This is a genomic window from Microbacterium sp. (genome assembly GCF_047606685.1).
Classification (GTDB): Bacteria; Actinomycetota; Actinomycetes; order Actinomycetales; family Microbacteriaceae; genus Microbacterium.
Map to the genome: position 1 here is coordinate 24746 of NZ_JASGEC010000053.1, position 21431 is coordinate 46176.

The 21431-nt window shown below is 71.4% G+C and carries 19 protein-coding genes and 1 riboswitch; of the genes, 3 read left to right on the top strand and 16 right to left on the bottom strand.

Annotated features, from left to right (window positions below):
• The first annotated feature begins 51 nt into the window (after window positions 1–51).
• Window positions 52–1230, top strand: coding sequence for a Gfo/Idh/MocA family protein (locus QM611_RS06140; protein ID WP_415079025.1), 1179 nt, complete (start codon window positions 52–54; stop codon window positions 1228–1230).
• Between the two features lie 104 nt (window positions 1231–1334).
• On the opposite strand, the gene QM611_RS06145 is transcribed toward QM611_RS06140, so the two are convergent.
• The 8 genes from QM611_RS06145 to iolC form a co-directional block, all read right to left on the bottom strand.
• Window positions 1335–2870, bottom strand: a complete 1536-nt coding sequence (locus QM611_RS06145) for a sugar porter family MFS transporter (protein WP_415079026.1) — start codon at window positions 2868–2870, stop codon at window positions 1335–1337.
• Window positions 2871–3025: 155 nt separating this feature from the next.
• Complete coding sequence (locus QM611_RS06150; RefSeq protein ID WP_415079027.1) at window positions 3026–3895, bottom strand: sugar phosphate isomerase/epimerase family protein; 870 nt, start codon at window positions 3893–3895, stop codon at window positions 3026–3028.
• Window positions 3896–3935: 40 nt separating this feature from the next.
• Window positions 3936–4967: a Gfo/Idh/MocA family protein gene (locus QM611_RS06155; protein ID WP_415079028.1), complete on the bottom strand. Its 1032-nt coding sequence runs from the start codon at window positions 4965–4967 to the stop codon at window positions 3936–3938.
• A gap of 27 nt (window positions 4968–4994) precedes the next feature.
• Entirely contained in the window at window positions 4995–5924 is a 930-nt protein-coding gene (locus tag QM611_RS06160) for a sugar phosphate isomerase/epimerase family protein (RefSeq protein ID WP_415079048.1), read from the bottom strand.
• Between the two features lie 237 nt (window positions 5925–6161).
• On the bottom strand, window positions 6162–8078 hold the full coding sequence (gene iolD, locus QM611_RS06165; protein ID WP_415079029.1) for a 3D-(3,5/4)-trihydroxycyclohexane-1,2-dione acylhydrolase (decyclizing): 1917 nt from the start codon (window positions 8076–8078) through the stop codon (window positions 6162–6164).
• Window position 8079: 1 nt separating this feature from the next.
• Complete coding sequence (gene iolB / locus QM611_RS06170) at window positions 8080–8985, bottom strand: 5-deoxy-glucuronate isomerase (protein WP_415079030.1); 906 nt, start codon at window positions 8983–8985, stop codon at window positions 8080–8082.
• Window position 8986: 1 nt separating this feature from the next.
• Window positions 8987–9892 carry a deoxyribose-phosphate aldolase gene (locus QM611_RS06175; protein WP_415079031.1) on the bottom strand — a complete coding sequence of 302 codons (906 nt, stop codon included), beginning with the start codon at window positions 9890–9892 and terminating at the stop codon, window positions 8987–8989.
• Window positions 9889–10845, bottom strand: a complete 957-nt coding sequence (iolC, locus tag QM611_RS06180; protein WP_415079032.1) for a 5-dehydro-2-deoxygluconokinase — start codon at window positions 10843–10845, stop codon at window positions 9889–9891. Before iolC ends, QM611_RS06175 begins: the two co-directional genes overlap by 4 nt.
• A 164-nt stretch (window positions 10846–11009) precedes the next feature.
• On the opposite strand from iolC, the gene QM611_RS06185 reads away from it, so the two are divergent.
• Complete coding sequence (locus tag QM611_RS06185) at window positions 11010–11771, top strand: GntR family transcriptional regulator (RefSeq protein ID WP_415079033.1); 762 nt, start codon at window positions 11010–11012, stop codon at window positions 11769–11771.
• 13 nt (window positions 11772–11784) lie between these two features.
• Here the strand turns inward: QM611_RS06185 and QM611_RS06190 are convergent, their stop codons facing one another.
• The 6 genes from QM611_RS06190 to QM611_RS06215 form a co-directional block, all read right to left on the bottom strand.
• On the bottom strand, window positions 11785–12615 hold the full coding sequence (locus tag QM611_RS06190; protein WP_415079034.1) for an SDR family oxidoreductase: 831 nt from the start codon (window positions 12613–12615) through the stop codon (window positions 11785–11787).
• Window positions 12612–13379, bottom strand: a complete 768-nt coding sequence (locus QM611_RS06195) for an enoyl-CoA hydratase/isomerase family protein (RefSeq protein WP_415079035.1) — start codon at window positions 13377–13379, stop codon at window positions 12612–12614. The genes QM611_RS06190 and QM611_RS06195 overlap by 4 nt, the downstream gene beginning before the upstream one ends.
• 94 nt (window positions 13380–13473) lie before the next feature.
• On the bottom strand, window positions 13474–14238 hold the full coding sequence (locus QM611_RS06200; RefSeq protein WP_415079036.1) for an SDR family NAD(P)-dependent oxidoreductase: 765 nt from the start codon (window positions 14236–14238) through the stop codon (window positions 13474–13476).
• Window positions 14239–14613: 375 nt separating this feature from the next.
• Complete coding sequence (locus QM611_RS06205) at window positions 14614–15387, bottom strand: energy-coupling factor transporter transmembrane component T family protein (protein WP_415079037.1); 774 nt, start codon at window positions 15385–15387, stop codon at window positions 14614–14616.
• A complete protein-coding gene (locus QM611_RS06210; protein WP_415079038.1) occupies window positions 15384–16895 on the bottom strand; it encodes an ABC transporter ATP-binding protein in 1512 nt (503 codons plus the stop codon). The genes QM611_RS06205 and QM611_RS06210 overlap by 4 nt, the downstream gene beginning before the upstream one ends.
• A gap of 48 nt (window positions 16896–16943) precedes the next feature.
• On the bottom strand, window positions 16944–17567 hold the full coding sequence (locus QM611_RS06215) for an ECF transporter S component (RefSeq protein WP_415079039.1): 624 nt from the start codon (window positions 17565–17567) through the stop codon (window positions 16944–16946).
• Window positions 17560–17668: riboswitch (TPP riboswitch) on the bottom strand. It overlaps the preceding gene by 8 nt.
• 34 nt (window positions 17669–17702) lie before the next feature.
• Between QM611_RS06215 and QM611_RS06220 the strand changes: the two genes are divergently transcribed.
• Window positions 17703–19121 carry a D-alanyl-D-alanine carboxypeptidase family protein gene (locus tag QM611_RS06220; RefSeq protein WP_415079040.1) on the top strand — a complete coding sequence of 473 codons (1419 nt, stop codon included), beginning with the start codon at window positions 17703–17705 and terminating at the stop codon, window positions 19119–19121.
• Between the two features lie 6 nt (window positions 19122–19127).
• Here the strand turns inward: QM611_RS06220 and QM611_RS06225 are convergent, their stop codons facing one another.
• Together QM611_RS06225 and QM611_RS06230 are read right to left on the bottom strand one after the other, a co-directional pair.
• Window positions 19128–20054 (bottom strand): J domain-containing protein, encoded by a 927-nt coding sequence (locus tag QM611_RS06225; protein ID WP_415079041.1) that lies wholly within the window; start codon window positions 20052–20054, stop codon window positions 19128–19130.
• 226 nt (window positions 20055–20280) lie between these two features.
• Window positions 20281–21405: an enoyl-CoA hydratase/isomerase family protein gene (locus QM611_RS06230; protein ID WP_415079042.1), complete on the bottom strand. Its 1125-nt coding sequence runs from the start codon at window positions 21403–21405 to the stop codon at window positions 20281–20283.
• Between the last annotated feature and the right edge of the window lie 26 nt (window positions 21406–21431).

The window sequence follows — 21431 nt, forward strand, 5'->3', positions numbered from 1 at the left end:
GCGCTGTGAGGGCCGGACGGCTGCGCGCATCGCTCGATGAGGAGGAGTGACGTGACGAGATCGATCGGCATCGGACTCATCTCCGTCGGCTGGATGGGGCGGCTGCACTCGCGCGCCTACCTCGCCGCCCGGCACCACTACCCCGAGCTTCCCGTTCGCGCCATGCTGCGGACCGCGGCCGACCCCGACGAGGGCGGGCGGCGCCACGCCGTCGACGCGCTGGGGTACCGAGAGGCCGTCGCCGACTACCGGGCGCTGCTCGCCGACCCGGCGATCGACGCGGTGTCGATCTGCGCGCCGAACTTCCTGCACCACGAGATCGCCGTGGCGACCGCGGCGGCGGGAAAGCCGTTCTGGATCGAAAAGCCCATGGGGCGCAACGCCCGCGAGGCGCGCGAAATCGCCGAGGCGGCATCCGCTGCCGGGGTCGTCACCTCGGTCGGGTTCAACTACCGGCACGCCCCCGCCGTCGCCGAGGCGCGCCGGCTCGTGCGCGCCGGCGCTCTGGGAGAGGTCACCAACGTGCGGGTGAGCTTCCTGGCCGACTACTCGTCCGACCCGCGCAGCGTGCTGACGTGGCGCTACCTCGAAGGGCAAGCGGGGTCGGGCGTCATCGGCGACCTGCTCTCACACGGACTCGACCTCGCGCAATTCATCGTCGGGCGCATCGCGCGCGTGACGGCGGCGACCGAGACATTCATCCGAGAGCGCCCACTGCCGAGCTCAGCCACCGTCGACCGGCTCAGCCGTGGCGCGGACGACGCGCCGACCGGAGCCGTCGAGAACGAGGACTACGCCGTCGTCACGGCGCGCTTCGACAGCGGCGCGGTGGGCGTGTTCGAGGCGAGCCGCATCGCGGTCGGCCCGCGCGCCGAGTACACGGTCGACGTCTACGGCACGCGAGGCTCGCTGCGCTGGGACTTCCAGCGGCTCAACGAGCTGCGCCTCGCCGACGACCACGCCGGCTACCGCACGATCATGGCCCAACCCGACTTCGGCGACTTCGCGCGCTTCCAGCCGGGGCCCGGCACGAGCATGGGCTTCGACGACCTGAAGACGATCGAGGCATCCCTGTTTCTCCGCTCGATCGCCGAGAACCGGCAGCTCGCTCCGTCGGTCGCCGACGGCTGGGCGACGGCAGAGGCAGCGGATGCCGCCCTGCTCAGCGCCCGCACCGGCGCCTGGGTGGACATGCCCTCGGTGACGGGTCCGCTCACGTTCGACGCGTAGCCCGCCCTCTTCCCGCGAGAGAACACCTGGTCGCCGAGAGGCAGGGGGGTTCCCTATCCCTCGGCGACCAGATGCACTCTCGGCGCCGGGAAGGCGGCGGTGCCTTACCTCCGGGCGGCCGGCAGCAGGATGGCGCCGGTCGTCACGTCCTCCTCCAGCTCCTCGAGCGTGCGTCCGCGCGTCTCGGGCAGGAACCGGAAGATGAACAGGAACGAGACCACGTTGACGACCGCGAAGATCAGGAATAGCCCCATGCCGACGGCGTTGACGATCGACGGCACCAGGAGCGCGAGCACGCCGTTGGCGAGCCACAGCACGAGCACCGAGACACCCATCCCGATGCCGCGCATGTGCAGCGGGAAGATCTCGGAGAGGTACACCCACGTCGCCAGATTGAGGAACAGCTGGATGGAGCCGATCATGACAATGATGAGCACCAGGAACACCCACGGGCGCGCGGCGCTGCCCTCGGGGAACAGGAGCATCATCGCGATCGCGATGAGGATGTGCGACAGCGCCGTCATCCCGTAGCCCCACAGGAAGTTGGTGCGCCGGTTGATGCGGTCCATCAAGAAGAGCGCGACGACGCCGCCGAGCACCGCAATCACGCCCGGCGCGATGTTCACCCAACCGATCATGTCCTCGCTGAAGCCCGACTCGGCGAGCATGCGCTGCCCGTAGTACATGATCGCGTTCACGCCGGTGAACTGCTGGGCGATCCCGAGGCAGCAGGCGATGACCAGGATGACCAGAAGGCTCTTGTTCTTGAGCACCGCTGCGAACCCGAGGCGTGCGCCCTCCAGCTCGTGCTCTTCCGCGGCGACGTTCTCCACTTCGGCGAGCTCTGCTTCGGCGCGCTCCTTCGAGCGAATGGTGAGCAGCACCGCACGCGCGTCTTCCTGCCGGCCCTTCTCCACCAGCCACCGCGGCGACTCGGGCATGCGGAGCATTCCGAAGAACAGGAAGATCGCGGGGATGGCGCAGATCGAGAACATCACGCGCCACAGGCCCGGCGTGTCCAGACCCATGACCGCGGCGATGATCGCGTTGACGACGAAGGCGGCAAGCTGGCCGACGACGATCATGAACTCGTTGCGGCCCGAGAGCGAGCCGCGGATCTCGAACGGCGCGAGCTCGGCGAGATAGACCGGAACCACCGCTGACGCGCCGCCGACTGCGAGACCCAGGCAGATGCGTCCGGTGATGAGCATCGCGTACCCGAACGCGGTGTGCGTGCCGAGCTCGGGTCCGCCGGGAGAGGTCACCACGATGGCCGTGCCGCAGAAGAACAGCACGGCGAGGATGATGATGGTCGGCTTGCGCCCGATCTTGTCGGCGATCTGACCGCAGACCATGGCGCCCACCGCCGCCGCGAAGATGAGCGCGCTGATCACGATGCCGATCTGTAGCGCGTCAAAGCCCATCTCGTGCGCCAGCGGCCGCTCGGCGCCGTTGGCGACGCCCGTGTCGTAGCCGAACAGCAGACCGCCGAACGTCGCCACGAGCGCGACGAGACCGAGGCGCTTCCTGTGCGGCCCCGGTGTCAACGGTGGCAGTTTGAATTCACTGGCTGATACGCCATGCGCCATAGGGGACTCCTTTGTCGGATCGCGGGCGCCTACCGCTCGCGACAACGCCATAGTGGCAGATGTCCATATGTCCTGTCAATCACACATGCGCGCGTTTGTTCACCTCCGCCGCATTGCGCGCGCCGGCCGTTCACCCGCGCTTTGGCGCGCGCGAACCCCTCAGCGCGGGCGGGGAGCGGGAGCAGGTGAGGAGAGGCGACGGGGCGTCAAGCCGAGACCAGCTCGCGCAGCCGCTGCAGCTGGTAGCGCGAGACCTCGTCGGCGTTCTCATCCTCCGCGAACACGTTCGAGACGATGAGCGCGTCGTCGCGGTCGAGATACCCGATCTGCCGCAGCGTCGTGAACAGCTCGGCCCAGTCGACGTCGCCGTCGCCGATGCGCAAGTGCTGGTGCACGCGCGACGGGTTTCCCGGCGGGTTCGAGATATACCGCAGCCCGTGCGAGCGGCGGTGGTCGAACGAGTCCGCCGTGTAGACAGCGCCGAGGCGGTCGCCGATCTCCGGCAGCAGGCTCGTGGCACGGTTGCCGTAGTGGAAGGTGTGGGATGCCACGTACACAAAGCCCACAGCCGAGGAGTCGAGTCCGCGCAGCACCCGCCACGCCTCGAGCCCGTCCTCGACGAAGTCATCGGGATGCGGGTCGATGTTCAGCCGCAGCCCCTCCGACTCGATGAGCGGCAGCAGCTCCTCCATCGAGCGGTAGAACGCAGCCTCACTGTCTTCGGACCGCTCCGGGCGGCCGGAGAACTCGGTGTTGATCACCGTGACGCCGAGCTCGACGGCCAGCTGGATGACCCGCTTGTAGTTTCGCACCGCCGCCTCGCGTTGCGGCTCGTCCGGCCACGAGATGCGCTGCACGGGCAGGATCGCGGGGATGGCCACACCGGCATCCGAAGCCGCTTTCTTCAATCTCGCGACCACGCCCCGATCGGCCTTCGGGTAGCGGAAGAACGGCGCGAAGTCGACGTGCGGCGTCAGCTGCAGATGCGCGTAGCCGAGCCGGGCCGCGATGTCGGGGAACTCGAACAGCGAGTAGTCGTGGTGGTACGGCGTGGGGTCGAGGGCGATGCGGACCATTGTGTCTCCGTGGCTCTGTGGCTCTGGCGCTTCGTCTCGCTCAGCTCGCGAGGCCGCCGGACGCGTAGAAGTCGGGGCGTTGCGGAGCCTCGACGGCGACCACGCCGCCGTCGAGCGCCTTCACGCCCGCCTCGCACGAGAGGGCGACGAGGTAGCCGTCCCACGCGTCGGGGCCGTCCACGAGCCGGCCGTCGCGCACGGCATCCACCCATCGCTGCACTTGCGTGTCGTACGCGGCGGCGAACCGCGTGGTGTAGCTCACGTGCTCGCCCACCGAGAAGCGCGCGTCCCGCCACTGCTGCAGGCCGGACGGCTGGCCGATGCGCGCGATGCCCCGCTCGAAGACGGCCTCGGCGGCGACCTGGTAGCCGAATTGCACGCTCACGCTCATCTCGACGTCGACGAGCACGCCGTTCTCGAGCTCGATGAGCACGAGGATCGGCTCGCGCAGGCGATCGGGGGCGAGGCTGTTGCGGCGGGGATGCTTCACCTCGACGCTGCGCACAGGCGATCCGGCGAGCCACGGCACGACGTCGAACTCGTGCACGACCGAGTCGGTGATGAGCATCGTCTGGGTGTAGCTGTCGGACACCGACGGGTTGCGGTGCAGGCAGCGGAGCATGAGCAGCTCGCCGGCGTCGCCCGTCGCGATGAGCTCGCGCAGGGCCGCGTACTCGGCGTCGAAGCGGCGCATGAACCCGACCTGGATGTGCGGGCGGTCGAGCTGCTGCTCGTGCTCGAGCACTTCCCACGCCGTGGCGGTGTCCGGGGTCAGAGGCTTCTCGCACAGGATCGGCAGGCGCGCGTCCAGCGCCGGCCGCAGCACCGGAAGGTGGAACGGTCCGGGCGTCGCGATGAGCACGGCGTCCACGGCGCCCGCCTCGATCGCGTCCTCGACGCGGGTGAACGCCTGCGCGCCGGACGCGGTGGCCACCGCCGCGGCGGCGCGCCCGGCATCCGGCTCGATGATGGCTCCCACGCGGGCGCCGCTGATGCGCTTCTGGATGCGGACGACGTGGTCGGCGCCCATCATGCCGGCGCCGACGACGCCGACGCGGAGTTGTTCGCCCATGGTGTCCTTCTCGAGTGTTTCGGGATGTCAGTGGATGCGCGCCAAGTGGGTGCATCCGAAGATGTGCTCGCGGGTGCGCTTGGCGATGGGGAACGGGCGGTCAAGGTCGCATCCGTACATATCCTGCTCGACGATCGCGAAGATGTCGGGGTCGATCGCGGCAGCCGCCTCGATGATCGGCGCAAGATCGGGCACGCCGTGCGGCGGCTCGATCATGATGCCCTCCGCCACGGCCTGCGCGAACGGCACGTCGTTTTTCAGCACGTCGAACAGCAGCGACGTGTCGACCTGCTTGAGGTGCAGGTAGCCGATGCGGTCGGGGCGCTCTCGGATGAGCGTGACGCTGTCGCCGCCGTAGTAGGCGAAGTGACCGGTGTCCAGGCACAGGTTCGTGTAGCGCGGGTCGGTCTCGTCGAGGAAGCGCACGACCTCTCGCGTCGTGCCGACGTGGCTGTCGGCGTGGGAGTGGAACTGCTGCTTGACGCCGAACTCCTCGAGCAGCGCCTTGCCGAGCCGGTCGTGCCCGGCGGCGAGCTTCGCCCACTGCTCGTCGGTGAGGGTGCGCGCCTCGAGCACCTCGCTCGTCGCGTCGCTGCGCCACAGGTCGGGGATGACAACGAGGTGCTCCGCGCCGAGCTGCGAGGCGAGGCCGGCGACCTTCAGCGCCTGGTCCCACGCGCGCTGCCACTGGTCGTCGCCCCTGCCCATCGACACAGCTCTGTGGAAACCCGTGAAGACGGTGCCGGCGGAGAGTTTGAGCCCGCGCGTGCCGAGCTCGTCCTCGAGCTGGTGCGGGTCGGTGGGCAGGTACCCGTACGGTCCCAGCTCGATCCACGCGTAGCCCGCGTCGACGACCTCGTCGAGAAAGCGCTGCCACGGCACCTGCTGCGGGTCGTCGGGGAACCACACGCCCCACGAGTCGGGCGCGGTGCCGATCCGCAGGCCTGGATTCGCCATCGTGACCTCGTCTGCCATGACAACCTCTCGACCGCCGCGCTGCGGGTTCACCGGATTTGATAGGACAATAAGTCCATTGTATGCGCGCTGTGGTCGAGAAACTATACGTGAATAGCGATCGAAGGATCGACGGTGCGGCATAACTCCTCCAATTTGCCGATGCGGAGGATCAGGATCCGCGGGATTCCGAGCGAGACCGCACCGCGATCGACCGCGGAGGAGGAGTTGTGACGAGCCTCAGCCCAGCAGAGGCCGCTGCGCGGCCCGCTGCGAGACGTACTCCTCGCGGGCGCGCTGCGTGGAATCCAGAGTCGAGACCCCGGCGACGGGCACGTCCCACCAGCCGGCGCCGTCCGGCGCATAGATCAACGGGTCGCTGTTGATGTGAATGAACGTCGAGCGGTCGGATGCCTTCGCCTGCGCGATCGCGGCCTTCAACTCGACGACGGCCATGGGGCCGGGCGCAACCTCGATCACATCGAGGCCGTAGCTGCGCGCGTTCATCGCAAGATCGACCGGCAGCGTCTTCTCACCCTGGAAGTTTCGGGCGTCGGGGTCGTACTCGCGGTACCACGTGCCGAAGCGCTCCGAGCCGACGGTCTCGGAGAGGTGGCCGATCGAGGCGAAGCCGTGGTTCTGGATCAGGATGACGATGAGCTTGATGCCCTCGGCGACCGCCGTCACGAGCTCGGAGTTGAGCATGAGGTACGAACCGTCGCCGACCATGACGATGACGTCCCGGTCGTCGCCGTCGGCGAGCAGCCCGCGCTTCGCGCCCAGGCCGCCGGCGATCTCGTAGCCCATGCACGAATAGGCATATTCGACGTGGTAGCCGAGCGGGTCGCGCACGCGCCACAGCTTGTGCAGGTCTCCCGGCAGCGACCCCGCCGCCTGCACGATCACATCCTCGGGCGCCGACGCCTCTTGCACCGCGCCGATGATCTCGGGCTGGCCGGGGAGAGGCAGGCCCGACGGGGCGAACGCGGCGTCGACCGCGGCATCCCACTCCGCCTTCTCGCGGGCGACGCGCGCGGCGAACTCGGGCGAGACACGGTGTCCGTCGAGCTCTCGCGCCAGCGCGACCAGCGTCTCGCGGGCGTCGGCGACCACCGGCAGCTGCGAGCCGTGCTTATGCGCGTCGAACGACGCGACATTGATGCTGACGAACACGACGTCGGGATGCTGGAACGCGGTGCGCGACGCGGTCGTGAAGTCGCTGTAGCGCGTGCCGATGCCGATCACGACGTCGGCCTCGGCGGCGACACGGTTCGCGGCGAGCGTGCCGGTCGCGCCGATGCCGCCGAGGTTTTGCGGGTGGTCCCAGCCCAGCACGCCGCCGCCGGCCTGCGAGGTGCCGACAGGGATGCCGGTGGCCTCGACGAGCGCGCGCAGCTGCTGTTCGGCGCCGGAATAGAGCACGCCGCCACCGGCGACGATGAGCGGCTGCTTCGCGGCCCGGATCGCCGCGACTGCGCGGGCGAGCGGCCCGGCCTCGGGCAGCGGGCGGCGGAGGTGCCACTCCCGCTCCTGCAGGAACTCGAGCGGCACGTCGATCACCTCGGCCTGCACGTCTTCGGGCAAGGCGATGGTGACCGCCCCGGTCTCGGCCGGGTCGGTGAGCACGCGCATCGCGGCGAGCGCGATCGAGTACAGCTGCTCGGGCCGCTGCACGCGGTCGAAGAACTTCGACAGCGGCCGGAACGCGTCGTTGACCGTGAGCCCTGTGTCCCACGGCTGCTCGAGCTGCTGCAGCACGGGGTCGGCGACCCGCGTGGCGAACGTGTCGCTCGGCAGCAGCAGCGCGGGCATCCGGTTGGTGGTGGCGAGAGCGGCCCCGGTCAGCAGGTTGGTCGCGCCCGGGCCGACGGATGCCGCCGAGGCGAACGTGCCGCGGCGGCGGTGCATGCGGGCGTAGCCCACCGACTGGTGCACCATCGCCTGCTCGTTGCGCGCCTGGTGGTACGGCATGAGATCGGGCTGCTCGGCGTTGAACTGCTTGAGCGCCTGGCCGATGCCGGCGACGTTGCCGTGGCCGAAGATGCCGAACATGCCCGGGATCGTGCGCTCGCGGATGTCGCCGTCGACGGTCCACTGGCGGGCGAGGAACTCGACAAGCGCCTGGCTCACCGTCATCCGTTTCGTGCTCTGGGCCATCTCAGCGCGCTCCTTCTGCGGTGTAGGGCAAGCGGTCGTCGAACTCCTGGTCGGCCCACGTGTCGCGCACCCACGCGTGGGCGGGGTCGTCGCTGATGAGCCACACGCGGTCGGGGTCGGGCCCGGCCATCACGTTCAAGTAGTACAGGTCGTAGCCAGGCGCGGCGACGGCCGGGCCGTGGTAGCCGTAGGGCACAAGCGCGATGTCGCCGGTGCGGACCATCGCGCCTATGTCGATGTCGCCCGCCGGCGACGAGTACGCGGAGAACATGCCGAATGCGGCATACGCTGTTCCTCGCGTCGATCCGCGGGCGGGGGCGGCTTCGAAGTAGTAGATCTCCTCGAGCCTTGACTCGTGCCCGGCAACGCGCTCGTCGTGCTTGTGCGGCGGGTAGCTCGACCAGTTCTCGGCTGGCGTGATGACCTCGCACACGATGAGCCGGGCGGCATCCAGCGCCTGCGGCGTGCCGAAGTTGTGCACTTGCCGGCTCGACGCCCCGGCTCCGCGCAGCTCGACGGGGGTGTCGGCGGCGGGGATGCGGCGAGTCGGCCGGATGTCGTCGGTCGGCGAGGTCGCCACGGCGACGCGCCCCTCCCCCGAGACCGTCGCGGTCGCCGCCGCCGACAGGTACAGCACGTCGGTGGGGCCGTCGAAGACGCTCGGCCGGCCGACCAGCTCGGTGCGCGTCGTCTCGCCGTTCTCGACGTGCACCACGGTGAACGATCCGGCCAGCGGCACGACGATGCGCTCGACGCCCGTCTCGGCGAGCGGGAGCTCGTCGCCGGCGCTCAGCGCGGCGACCCGGATGCCGGTGTGCTGCCACCCCGGCGTGCGCTCGTCGACGAGCGACTCCCAGCCGTCGCGCGCGAGCTCCCCGCGGCGGTGGAACCAGCGTTCGTGTGCCATGTCAGTCCTCGGCGTCGCGGTGGACCAAAGCCGCGGCGGTGTCGACGGCAGCGGCCACGTCGCCGTCGGGTGGGTAGAGGAGGGTCCGCCCGACCGTCAGGCCGCGGACGCCCGGCAGCGCCAAGGCGCTCTCCCATGCCGCGAACGTCTCGTCGGGGTGGACCCCGGGGTCGCCGCCGAGCAGCAGAGTCGGCATCGTCGTGGCGGCCATGACGCGCTCCATGTCGGCGACGACCGGCAGCTTCATCCACGTGTACGAGCTGTCGGCGCCGAGCCCGGAGGCGATTGCGACGGACAGGACGACCGCTTCCGTCGACAGGTCGTTGACGATCCGGCCGTCGTGCCACTCGCTCATGAAGGGCTCGAGCATGATGGGCAGCCGTGCCGCTGCGGCGGCGCTCACCGCCTTCGCGGTGGCCTCGAGCGTGACAGCCGTCGCCGGGTCGGCGAGGTTCACCCGCACCAGCGTTTTGGCGAAGTCGATACCGGCGGCCGCCATCGCGGCGACGTCGTACGCCGTGTAGCGGTCGTCCATCTCGAACGCCGCGCCGCGCAGCCCGCCGCGGTTCATCGAGCCGACGACGACCTTGTCGTCGAGCAGTCCCAGCGCGGCCAGGTCGTCGATGATGTCGGGCGTGCCCAGCACGCCATCCACCCCGGGACGGCTCAGCGCAATGGCGAGCCGCCCGAGCAGCTCGTAGCGGTCGGCCATGGCAGTCGGGTCGGCGCCCACCGCGAGCGCGCCGCGAGCAGGGTGGTCCGCGGCGACGATGAAAAGCCGCCCGTCGCCGCGGAGCACCTCGCGGCGACGGCGCGCGCGCAACGCCTCGCGGATGCCCTCCGGCCGGGTCGCGCGCAGATCGCGCAGGCGATCGAAGTCCGCCGGGGTGATCACCGCATCGCTCATCGCACACTCCCCAGGATCTCGTCGACCTCCGCGGCCGCCGGCATCGCGGTGGAGCACTCGATGCGCGTGGCGACGATCGCGCCCGCCACATTCGCGAACCGGAGAGTCCGCTCCAGCCCCCACCCTTCCAGCAAACCGTGGCACAGCGCGCCGCCGAACGCGTCGCCCGCACCGAGCCCGTTGACGACGTCGACGAAGTGCGGCGGCACGACGACGCGCTCGTCGGCGGTCTTGGCCAGCACGCCCTTGGGCCCCTGTTTGACGATCGCAATCTCGACGCCGCGCTCGAGCAGGGCGTCGGCGGCGCGATCGGGCTCGGTCTCACCGACAGCGACTTCGCACTCCTCGCGGTTGCCGACGGCGACCGTGACATGCGGCAGCGCGCGAGCGATCTGCTCGGTGGCCGCCGCGGGCGTCTCCCAGAACATCGGCCGGTAGTCCAGGTCGAGGATCGTGTGGCGCGCGCCGGCGCGGCTGGACAGGGCGCTCAGCTGGGTCGAGCGGCTCGGGTCCTCGCTGAGCCCGGTCACCGTCGACCACAGGATGCGCGCGTCGCGCACGGCGTCGACGTCGAGCTGGTCGACCGAGATCTGCAGATCGGGGGCTGTGGGCTCGCGGTAGAAGTAGAGCGGGAAGTCGTCGGGCGGGAACATCTCGCAGAACGTGACCGGGGTCTTGTACGTCGGATCCGTCGCGACGAAGCGGGCACTGACATCCAGCCGCTCCAGCTCCGCGAGGAGGTAGCGCCCGAACGGGTCGTCGCCCACGCGCGAGACCAGGGCGACGTTGTGGCCGTAGCGCGCCGCGGCGACCGAGACGTTCGCCGCGCTGCCGCCCAAATACTTGCCGAAGGTCGTGACGTCCTCGAGACCGACACCGCTCTGCAACGGGTAGATGTCAACCCCGAGCCGGCCCATCGCGAGCACTTCCAGGGGGTTCGAGCTGGTGGTCATACTCCGCTGTACAAACTCTCTCGAGAGGGCCGCCGAGCGGCGGCGGATATTTGTGCTGACAATATCACAACATGCACGGTCGGCCTGCAGCTGTCGGCGGGCCACCGCCCCCGTTAGGATTGTCCCGACATTCTGCCGAAAGGCGGTCGCATCGGGGAGGGCTCATGGCCGGCAGCGAACCCATCTGGCCGGACGACCTGTTCGCCGACCTCGATCGCACCGGGCCGATGCCGCTCTACTATCAAGTGTCCAGCCGGTTGGAGAGCGCCATCCGGTCCGGCGCCATCCCGCAGGGGTCGCGACTGGAGAACGAGATCGCGATCGGCCAGCGGCTCGGCCTGTCACGGCCGACGGTGCGGCGCGCGATCCAGGAACTCGTCGACAAGGGCCTGCTCGTGCGGCGCCGGGGCATCGGCACGCAGGTCGTGCAAGGCCAGGTGACGCGCCCGGTCGAGCTGACGAGCCTGTACGAAGACCTGAAGACGTCGCACCACGAGCCGGGCACCCGCGTGCTCGAGCTCGACCAGCGTGCGGCGGACCACACGGTCGCAACGAGCCTCGGCATCCCGACCGGATCGACCGTCGTCCACTTCCGCCGCCAGCGCAGCACCGACGGTGTGCCGGTCGCGATCCTCGAGAACTACCTCCCCGCCGAGCTCGGAGACATCACCGTCGCCCAGCTCGAGGAGCGCGGTCTGTACCAGCTGCTGCGCGGGCGCGGGGTCGCGATCCGCGTCGCGCAGCAGCGCATCGGCGCGCGACGCGCCGAGGTCGACGAGAGCGAGTTGCTCGGCATCGAGCGCGGCGGCCCTGTCCTCACGATGGACCGGGTCGCGTTCGACGCGTCGGGCCGCGCCGTGGAGTACGGGCACCACTGCTACCGGCCCGACATGTACAGCTTCGAGACCACACTCGTCGCAAAGTGACGGGCCGAGGAGGTCAGTCCAGGAAGATGTCGGGAAACAGCGCGTCGTCGGGCGTACCCGGCACGGCCGCATAGCCCGACAAGTCGGTGACGCCGGCCGCCTCCAGCACGTCCTCCACGATGAGCGTCTGGCCTGTGCGCTCGCGCGACGGCGTCGTCAGCACCGCGTGGGCGGCGTCGGCGTAGACCTCGGGGGTGCGGCTTGCCCGCATCATCCGCTCTCCTCCGAGCGCGAACCGCACGGCCGCGGTCGCGATCGTCGTGCGCGGCCACAGCGTGTTGGCGGCGATGCCCGCGTCGGCGAACTCCGCGGCCAGGCCGAGCGTGGCCATCGTCATGCCGTACTTCGCGAGCGTGTACCCGGTGTGCGCGCCGAGCCAGCGCGGCGAGAGGTTCAGCGGCGGCGACAACGACAGGATGTGGGGGTTCTCGGCATCCCTCAGCATCGGCACGGCGGCGCGGCTCAGCATGAACGTGCCGCGCACATTGACGTCTTGCATGAGGTCGTACTTCTTCCCCGCCAGCTCGAGCGAGCCCGACAGGTCGATGACCGACGCGTTGTTGACGACGATGTCGATGCCTCCGAACTCGCCCTGGGCCGTCAGCACGGCCTCGGCGATGTCGTCGTCGTTGCGGACGTCGCCCACGATCGGCAGCGCGCGGCCGCCCGCGGCGCGGATCTGCTCGGCCGCCGTGTGCACGGTTCCCTCGAGCTTGGGATGCGGGGTGTCGGTTTTGGCGAGAAGGACCACATTTGCGCCGTCGCGGGCGGCGCGCAGCGCGATCGCCAGGCCGATGCCGCGGCTGCCGCCGGACATCAGGATGGTCTTGCCGGCCAGGGTCATTGCGCTTCCTTTCCGCCACGCGCGAACGCCGCCACGCGCGCCCGGGCGTCGTCCGTGTCGAAGAGCGCGCCGATCGAGCGCGCCTCGTCGTCGAGGTTCTCGGCAAACGTGCGATCCGCCCCGACGCGCACGAGCCGTTTCGCCTGGCCGTAGGCCGCCGTCGCCCCCGCGAGCCACGACCGGGCGACCTCTGCGGCGCGGGCGGCCACGCCATCCGGCTCGATGACCTCGCTCACGAGGCCCCAGTCGAGGGCCGTCGCGGCGTCGATCGTGACGTCCTGCAGGAGGAACCGCAGCGCGCGGCGCTGCCCGACGGCGGCTGGAAGCAGGGTCGTGACCCCGAGATCGGGGCTCAGCCCGATGTTCGCGTACTTCGAGGCGAAGCTCGCGCGCTCCGACGCCACGATGTAGTCGGCGGCCAGCATGAGGCCCAGCCCGCCGCCGGCCACGACGCCCTGCACGGCCGCAACCGCAGGCTTGTCCGACTCGATGAGAGTGCGGATGCCGTCGTGGATGACGCGGGCCGTCGCCGCCACTTCGACGCCGGTCGCGCCGGCCATCTCGAGCACGTCGCCACCGGCGCAGAACGCCGGGCCCGCGGCATCCAGGATCACCGCGCCCACCGCCGGGTCGGCAGTCACCCGCCGCGCCACATCCCGCCAGCGCCCGGCCATCTCGAAGCCCATGGCGTTGAGCGACGCGGGGCGGTTCAGGGTGACCCGGGCGAGCCCCGCCTCCACCGACACCAGGATTGACTCGGTCACCGCGGCGCCAATTCAGTCTGCGCGCCCGCCGCAGGCCGGATTCCGGCCCCAGCCGGCGCTTCGCCCCGGCTCAGGCTGAGTTGTGGCACGGGGCTCATCGGGGCGCCATCCGGATCGCGCCGTCGAGACGGATCGTCTCGCCGTTGAGGTAGCCATTGTCGACGATGTGCAGCACGAGCGACGCGTACTCGTCGGGGCGGCCCAGGCGTGCGGGGTAGGGCACCTGCTGGCCGAGGCTCGCTTGCGCGGCTTCGGGCAGGCCGGCGAGCATCGGTGTCTCCATGATGCCGGGGGCGATCGTGCACACGCGGATGCTGTGGCGCGCCAGCTCGCGCGCGATCGGGAGCGTCATCGCGTGCACGCCGCCCTTGCTCGCCGCGTAGGCGGGCTGGCCAATCTGCCCGTCGAACGCGGCGACGCTCGCGGTGTTGACGATGACGCCGCGGTCTCCGCTCTCGGGGTCGGGGTCGGTGGCCGCCATCGCGGCCGCGGCCTGGGCGGTGACGGTGAACGTGCCGAGCAGGTTCACTCGCACGACGCGCTCGAAGTCGGCGAGGCTCGCCGGATTGCCGTCGCGGTCGAGCACTTTGGCAGGCGGGGCGATACCGGCGCAGTTGACGACGACGCGCAGCGGGCCGAGAGCTTCGGCGGCCGCGACGGCAGCGCGCACCTGCTTTTCGTCCGTGACATCCGCCGGCTCGAAGACGCCACCGAGCTCTGCCGCGACCTCTGCGCCGGGCGAGCCCGGCAGGTCGACGATCGTGACGGCCGCGCCGCGCGCCCGCAGGCGGCGGGCCGTGGCCAGTCCGAGTCCGCTCGCGCCGCCCGTGACGAGCGCCGCCGCTCTCTCGATGTGCATGCTGCTCTCCTTCGACGCGGCCCGGTCTCCACCCTACGTCGGCGCCACGCCCGCGCCCGAGGCCGTCGACCGGCATCCCCTCGCGTTCCCCCGTCGCGATCTGCGGGTCCGCGCTGAGCACACCGGCGCCTCGCGACTGTTAAGCGGGCACGATTCTGCTCCCCCGGCGGTATGTGCGGGTGCGCGGCGCCGGCATCCGCAGTTTGCGACTGGTGAACCGGCGCGGGTGACGAAGCGGCCTGAGGTGGGCCGCCCCAGCCGTACGCTCAGTTGCCACAATCCGCGCGTCCGCACGACGGAACGCGGCAACTGAAGCGCAACCGGTTCTGGTCCGGCCCCGCCGAGCCGTCGGGAGACGGACCAGCGACCGCGCGTTCACCCGAGCACGGGCCGGAACGACCCGACGACGACCGCGACGGTCAGACCGGCGGCGGAGATCGCGACCCCGGCGAGTAGCAGCATCCAGTCCCCCGCGCCGAAACGCGACTCCCGCGCCCACGTGCGCGGCCCCGGCGCGCCGAACGCGCGGGCCTCCATCGCCGTCGCGAGGGCGGAGCCCCGGCGGATCGCGAGCACGAAGAGCGCGAACGCCATGCTCAGCACGCGTCGCAGCCGGCCGGCGTCGGCAACTCCCCGGGCGCGCCGGGCGAGCGAGAGCGCCCGCCAGTCGTCGGCGAGGAGCCCCAGCATCCGCATGCCGGCCAGGGCCCCGAGCACGAACCGCGCCGGCAGCCGCACGAGCTGCGCCAGCCCGTCGGCGAGGTCGGTGGGGTCGACGGTGACGAACAGCACGATGGCGGGCAGCCCGATCGCGAGCACGCGCAGGAGCGTCGCGAGCGCGAGCAACAGCGACCCCTCGCTGACGCGCACGAACACCCACTCGAACAGGATGTCTCCGCTCGCCGCGCCGTAGAGCGCGATCGTGACGGCGGAGGCCGGAGCGGCGATCCACAGCGGCAGCGTGCGCAACCAGAACTGCCGTGCCGGCAGCCCTGCCGCGAACAACAGCGGCAGCTCGAGCACCAGAGCGACCCCCGCCGACACCGGGTCGATCGTCGCGACCAGCGGCAGCGCGATGAGCAGCGCCGCGCCGAGCTTGGCGACCGGATTGCGTCGGGCGATCACGCCGCGCCCCGCCTCGGGGCTCATCGCGCACCCCCGTCGGCCGGGCGGTGAAGCTCGAACCGGCGCGCGCGCAGGGCACGCAGCACGTCGAGGTCATGCGTGATCGCGGCGATCGCGAGCGGCTCGTCGCCATCGGCGCCGTCGCGCAGCCGCGCGATGATCGCCACGAGCTCGGCCCACGTGCGCGCGTCTTGCCCGAACGTGGGCTCGTCGAGCACCATGACGCGCGGCCGGGTGGCGAGGGCTGCGGCGACCGTCAGCCGCCGCTTCTCGCCGCCGGACAGCGTGTATGGATTCGCCTCGGCGAGCCGCGCCAGCCGCAGCCGCTCCAGAAGCTCGTCCACGCGCGCCTCGGTCTCGGCGCGACCGAGCCCGAGGGCACGCGGCCCCACCTCCAGCTCGGCGCGCACCGTGCGCGCGAGCAGCTGGTGCTCCGGGTCTTGCAGCACGGCTCCGATGCGGGTGAGCAGGTCGCGCGACGACCAGCCGTATGGTCCCGGCATCCGCCCCCGTCGGCCACGCCGCCCGGCCACTCCGGCCGACAGCGACGGGGATGCCTCCACCGCCCCGCGCTCCGGCGGGATGAGGCCGGCGAGCGTCAGGCCGAGCGTCGACTTTCCCGAGCCGTTCGGCCCGACGATGCCGAGCACCTCGCCCGCGCGCACCTCGACGTCGACGGGCCCCGCCACCGGGGCCCCCGGGGTGCGCGCCACGACAAGCTCGCGGCCGGCCACGAGGGGGCGCGCCGCGCCCGGCCCCGACGGCGCGAGCGAACCCGGCGGGACGGGCGGGATGCCGGGAACCCACACGCCGAGCTTTGCGAGCTCCGCGCCGCGGGCGCCCAGCACGGCGTGGGGCGTGCCGTCGGCAACGACTCCGCCGGCCGCGCCCAGCACGACGACGCGGTCGACGAGCGGCAGCCACACCTCGACACGGTGCTCGATGACCACGAGCGTCGCCCCGGTCGCATCGAGCGAGCGGGCCACGGCATCCCGAACCTCTGCGACCCCCGCCGGGTCGAGGTTCGCGGTCGGCTCGTCGAGCAGCACGACTCCGGGGCGCATCGCGACCACTCCGGCCAGGGCGAGGCGCTGCTTCTGCCCGCCCGACAGCGCGGCCGTCGGGCGGGCCAGCGGCACGTCCAGGCGCACCGCGTCGAGTGCGTCGCGCACTCGACGCCAGGTCTCGTCGCGCGAAACGCCGAGGTTCTCGCATCCGAACGCGACATCGTCGCCGACGCGGGCGAGCACGGCCTGGCTGTCGGGGTCTTGCAGCACGAGGCCCGCGGCGCCGCGAACGGCCGCCGCGGGCGCGCCGCCCACCCGCAGCTCGCCGGTGTGCTCACCCTCGTCCGCGCCGCCGAGCACGCCGGCCATTGCCTGCAGCAGAGTCGACTTGCCCGAGCCGGAGGCGCCGAGCAGCAGCACCCGCTCCCCCGGCTCGACGCGCAACGACACGTCGCGCACGGCCCACGCCTTGCGCGTCGCGTAGCGCCAGCCCCACCCGCGCGCCTCCACCGCGGCCGGGCCCATCAGCCAGTGCTCCGTCGCCGAGGGGCCGCCGGTGCCACGCGAAGTCGGCTACACACGCTTGGCGGCTTCGCGACCGGCGGCGAAGCGGCTCAGCGCGCCGGTCGCGGCCACGCCGCGCGTGATGAGCCATCCTCCGATCCCCGCGACCACCGCCCCAGACAGAGTCGTCGAGACGAGGTAGACCGTGGTGAACAGGGTGTCGGCCCCCGCGTACCACCAGATGCGGTCGTTGACCCCGCACGCAAGGCCCGCGACCGCGCCCGCGAGCACGGCGACCGGCAGGCGCCACGCGGCGTACAAGAAGGCGAGGAAGACGAACTCGGCGCCGAGGCCCTGCACGAGGCCGGAGACGATCGTGAGCGGGCCCCACTGGTTGCCGATGAGCGCGGAGATGACGGCCGCGACGGTCTCCGTGTAGATCGCGGCGCCGGGCTTTCGCACAATGAGCCCACCGAGCACGCCCGCGATGAGCCACGGGCCGGCGAGCAGCCCCTGCACTCCGGGCAGCAACGGCGCCAACAGCGCCGAGGGGCCCTCGTAGCCGACGTTCCACAGCAGGAAGACGCCGGCGCAGGCCACCGCGACGACACTGGCAACGACGATGTCGACGACGCGCCAGCGATTGCGAGAAAAGGATGCGGCGGCCCGAGGAGCGGACGTGGAAACGCTCATGTGATCTCCTTCCTGCGCCGGCATGACCCGGATCAGGTTCGACGGTCGAAGCTTGATTGCTTCCTCTCAGCCCGGCACACCGGACTCCCGTGTTGTCGCGACGAGTATATCCGTCGAACGCTGTATTTTAGGCGGGTGACCCTCGACGACGCGCCGCCGGCGCAGCCCACGCGACGGTCACGCCGTATCGCCGCCGCCGGTCAAACCGCACACGCCCCCGCCCTCGGCTGGCTCGACCCGAACGACGTGCTCGCCCGCACGCAGGCGCCGACCGGCATCGACCTGGAGCGAGAGAACGAGCCCGCGCCCGACCTGCTCGCCGAGGCGCGCGAGACGCGGGCGGTGCGTCCGGCAACGGTCATCCCGATCGCTCTCGTCCTGCTGGTGGTCTTGGGCTACGTCGTGACGACACAGCTATGGCCGCTCAACGCGATTCCGCCGCAGATCGCCGCCGTGCAAGTGCAGCCGAGCGCGGCGCCGGCCGCGGAGCTCGCGTGGCCGAAGAACGGCAGCGCGGCGGTCGGCGTCGAAGGCATCGGCGACCCGGTCGCCTCGTCGGAGGACCCCGCGCCGATCGCAAGCATCACGAAGCTCGTCACGACCCTCATGGTGCTCGAAGAGCTGCCGCTGGCCGTCGGCGAGCAGGGGCCCAAGTACGCTTTCACGGCGCAAGACCAGGCGACCTACTACAGCTACGAAGCGGGCGGGCAGAGCGCGCTCGACGTGCCTGTGGGCAGGACGCTCACGCAGTATCAAATGCTGGAGGGCATCCTCCTCGGGTCGGCGAACAACTACGTCGACCGGCTTGCCGGCGAGCTGTGGCCGACCGACGACGTCTTCGTCTCGGCGGCGCAGGGCTGGCTCGACGAGCACGGGCTGGACGGCATCACGGTCGTGAACCCGAGCGGGTTCAGCATGGGCAACACGGCGACCCCCGATGCGCTGATCGAGCTTGCCGAGGAAGCGTTGGCCAACCCGGTCATCGCCGAGATCGTGGCGAAGAAGTCCGTGAAACTGCCCGGAGCCGGCAAGGTCACCAACACCAACCCGCTGCTTTCTGACCGGGGCGTCGTCGGCATCAAGACCGGCGCGCTGCCCGTCTACGACACGTACGCCCTGCTTTCGGCGAAAGACGTCAAGGTCGGCGACACCAAGGTGCGGCTGCACGTGGCGGTGCTCGACCAGAAGTCCGCCAAGGCGCGGGCATCGGCGTCTCGCAAGCTCTACCGGCAACTCCAAAAGGAGGTGCAGCCGACGCCGCTCGTGACGGCGGGCACGCGCGCGGGGCTGGTCACCACGGCCTGGGGCGAGCGGGTCGAGGCGGTGACCACGAGCGACGCGCAGGTCGTGCTGTGGAACAGCGCCACGGCCACCGCGACCATCGACGTGGGGCTCAGCAGAGACGCCAAGAAGGGCTCGCCGGTGGGCACCCTCACCCTCACCGGGCCGCTGAACACGCACACCGTCGACCTCACACTCGCCGACGACATCGAGGGCCCGAGTCCGTGGTGGCGGCTCACGCACCCGATCGAGCTGTTCGGCCTCGGCAAGTAGCGCGCGTCACACGAAGCGCACGGCCTGCTGCAGGCGGGTGCGGATGTCGAAGAGCTCGTTGCCGCCGATGTCTCGAGCGCCGGGAACGCCGGTGCGCAGCAGCATCGCCAGCGCGCTGCGGCGCACGACGACGACGGGCGTGCCGCGCACCGCGCCCAGCGGTGTCACCGCCTGGGCGAGGTCGTCGTCGGGCAGCACGATGATCGCACCGCCGAACTTCACGCGCGCGGTTTTGGCGAGCGCCCGCGTGCGCGCCAGCAGAGCCGTCACGGGGGCGCTGCGTCCGACGGCCGCGCCGGTGATCTCGCCGCGGCGGAACCCGACGGGCCCGCCGAAGTCTTCGGACATCACGCCGTACAGCCCGGACGGGCTGAGCACGACGTGGTCGAGCTTGTCCTCCGGATCGGCGCCGACGGCGACGTCGTGCCACACCGTGTAGCCCATGCCGAGGTCGGACACCGTGCGGGCGGTGGCCTCTTCGGCGAGCGCGTCGGCGAGCATTCGGCGCAGCTCGCGCGGCGCGGTGCGCACGAGCGCGGGATCGTACGGGTCGGGCACGTCGACGCCGCGGCCGACCCACTCGCGGATGAGGGCGAGGTAGCGCTCGCGCCGCCAGCCGCCCGGGTGGCCGTACGAGCGGGCGCGCGGGCGCGAGTCGGCCGTGGTCGCGGCGGGGCGCCAGCTCGAGAAGTCGGCCGCCCCCGGCATCCCGTCGGCGAAACCGTGGCCGCGATCGTATGCCGCGCGGGCGTCGGGAGTGCCGACAAGCTCCCACGCGCGCTGCACGAGAATGAACACGGCGGCGTCGCCGCCGGTGTCGGGGTGCGACTGGCGCAGCTTGAGCCGGTAGGCGCGGCGCAGCTCTTCGTGGTCGACGGTCGCGGCGACGCCGAGCACCTCGTACGCCGACGACGACAGCGGGCTGTCGAACACGCGCCCTCCCCTCGTTCAGCGCCTCAGACTATCCCGCGGCGCTTTGCGTCCGCTGCTCGTTGCGGCGAGGGCCCGCCGTGTTCGCGAAGGTGGCGCTTCGCGCCGCATCCACTCCCCCGATGCGACCCCACGCGCCACCTCCATCTCACCGGTATCGCACGAAGGTGGCGCTTCGCGCCGCGTCCTGTGGGCGAAGCGGCAGGAAGCGACACGTCGAGCCAGCTCGTCAGCTCCAGAGCGGGATGCCGGGGCGGAATGCGAAGGCCGACGCAACCAGGTCGGGGGCCAGCTCGGCGAGCGTGGCGGGCTGCCAGCGCGGGTTGCGGTCTTTGTCGACGAGCTGCGCGCGAATACCCTCGACGAGGTCGGGCTGGGTCGTGCAGAACCACATGACGAGCCCGTACTCCTGCTCGAGAGCGGCGCGCAGATCGGGCAGCCCCCGCGCGCGACGCACGGCGGCGAGGGTGACGGCGAGGGCGGTCGGCGCGAGCGACTCGAGGATGTCGGCGGTCGCCGCCGCGGACGGCTCGGGGCGGTGGCGCAGGCGCTCGACGATCTCGGGCACGGTGTCGGCGGCGAAGGCGTCGTCGATCCAGGCGCGTGCGGCGGCGAGGCGGGACTCGCCCCCGCCCGAGTCCGGTGTGCCCCCGGTCGTCGAGCGAGGCCCGGAGTGCCGAGACGAAACGCGGTGGTCTTCGTGCGACGGAGGCTCGGCGCGTTTCGACTCCTCGCTTCGCTCGTCGCTCAATGACCGAGGATCACGGCGGAGGGCGTCGAGCCGGTCGCTCGGCACGAACACGTCGGCGAACCCGGCGTAGCAGGCGTCGGCGGCATCCATCGACTCGCCCGTGAGGCCGAGATACTCGCCGACCCGCCCGGGCGCGTGCGCGAGCAGCCACGTTCCACCGACGTCGGGCGTGAAGCCGATGCGCGTCTCGGGCATCGCGAGCCGCGAGCGCTCGGTCACGACGCGGATCGCGGCGTGCCCGGCCAGGCCGATGCCGCCGCCCATCGTGATGCCGTCGGCGAGCGCCACGACCGGCTTGGGGAACTCGGCGATCGCGGCGTCGAGCGCGTACTCGTGGCGGAAGAAGATGCCCGCGGCATCCGCGTCCTCCTCGACGATCTGGCGGTACAGGCCTCGCACATCGCCGCCCGCGCAGAACCCGCGCTCGCCCGCGCCGTCGAGCACCACGACGGCCACCTCGGGGTCGTCGCGCCACGCGTCGAGAGCGGCCGACATCGCGAGCGCCATGTCGAGATCGAGCGCGTTGAGCGCCTCCGGCCGGTTCAGCGTGAGGCGTCCGACCCCGCCGCGCACGCGCGCGATCACCCGCTCTGACTCGGACACACTGCCACGCTACTCCGCGGCCGCGC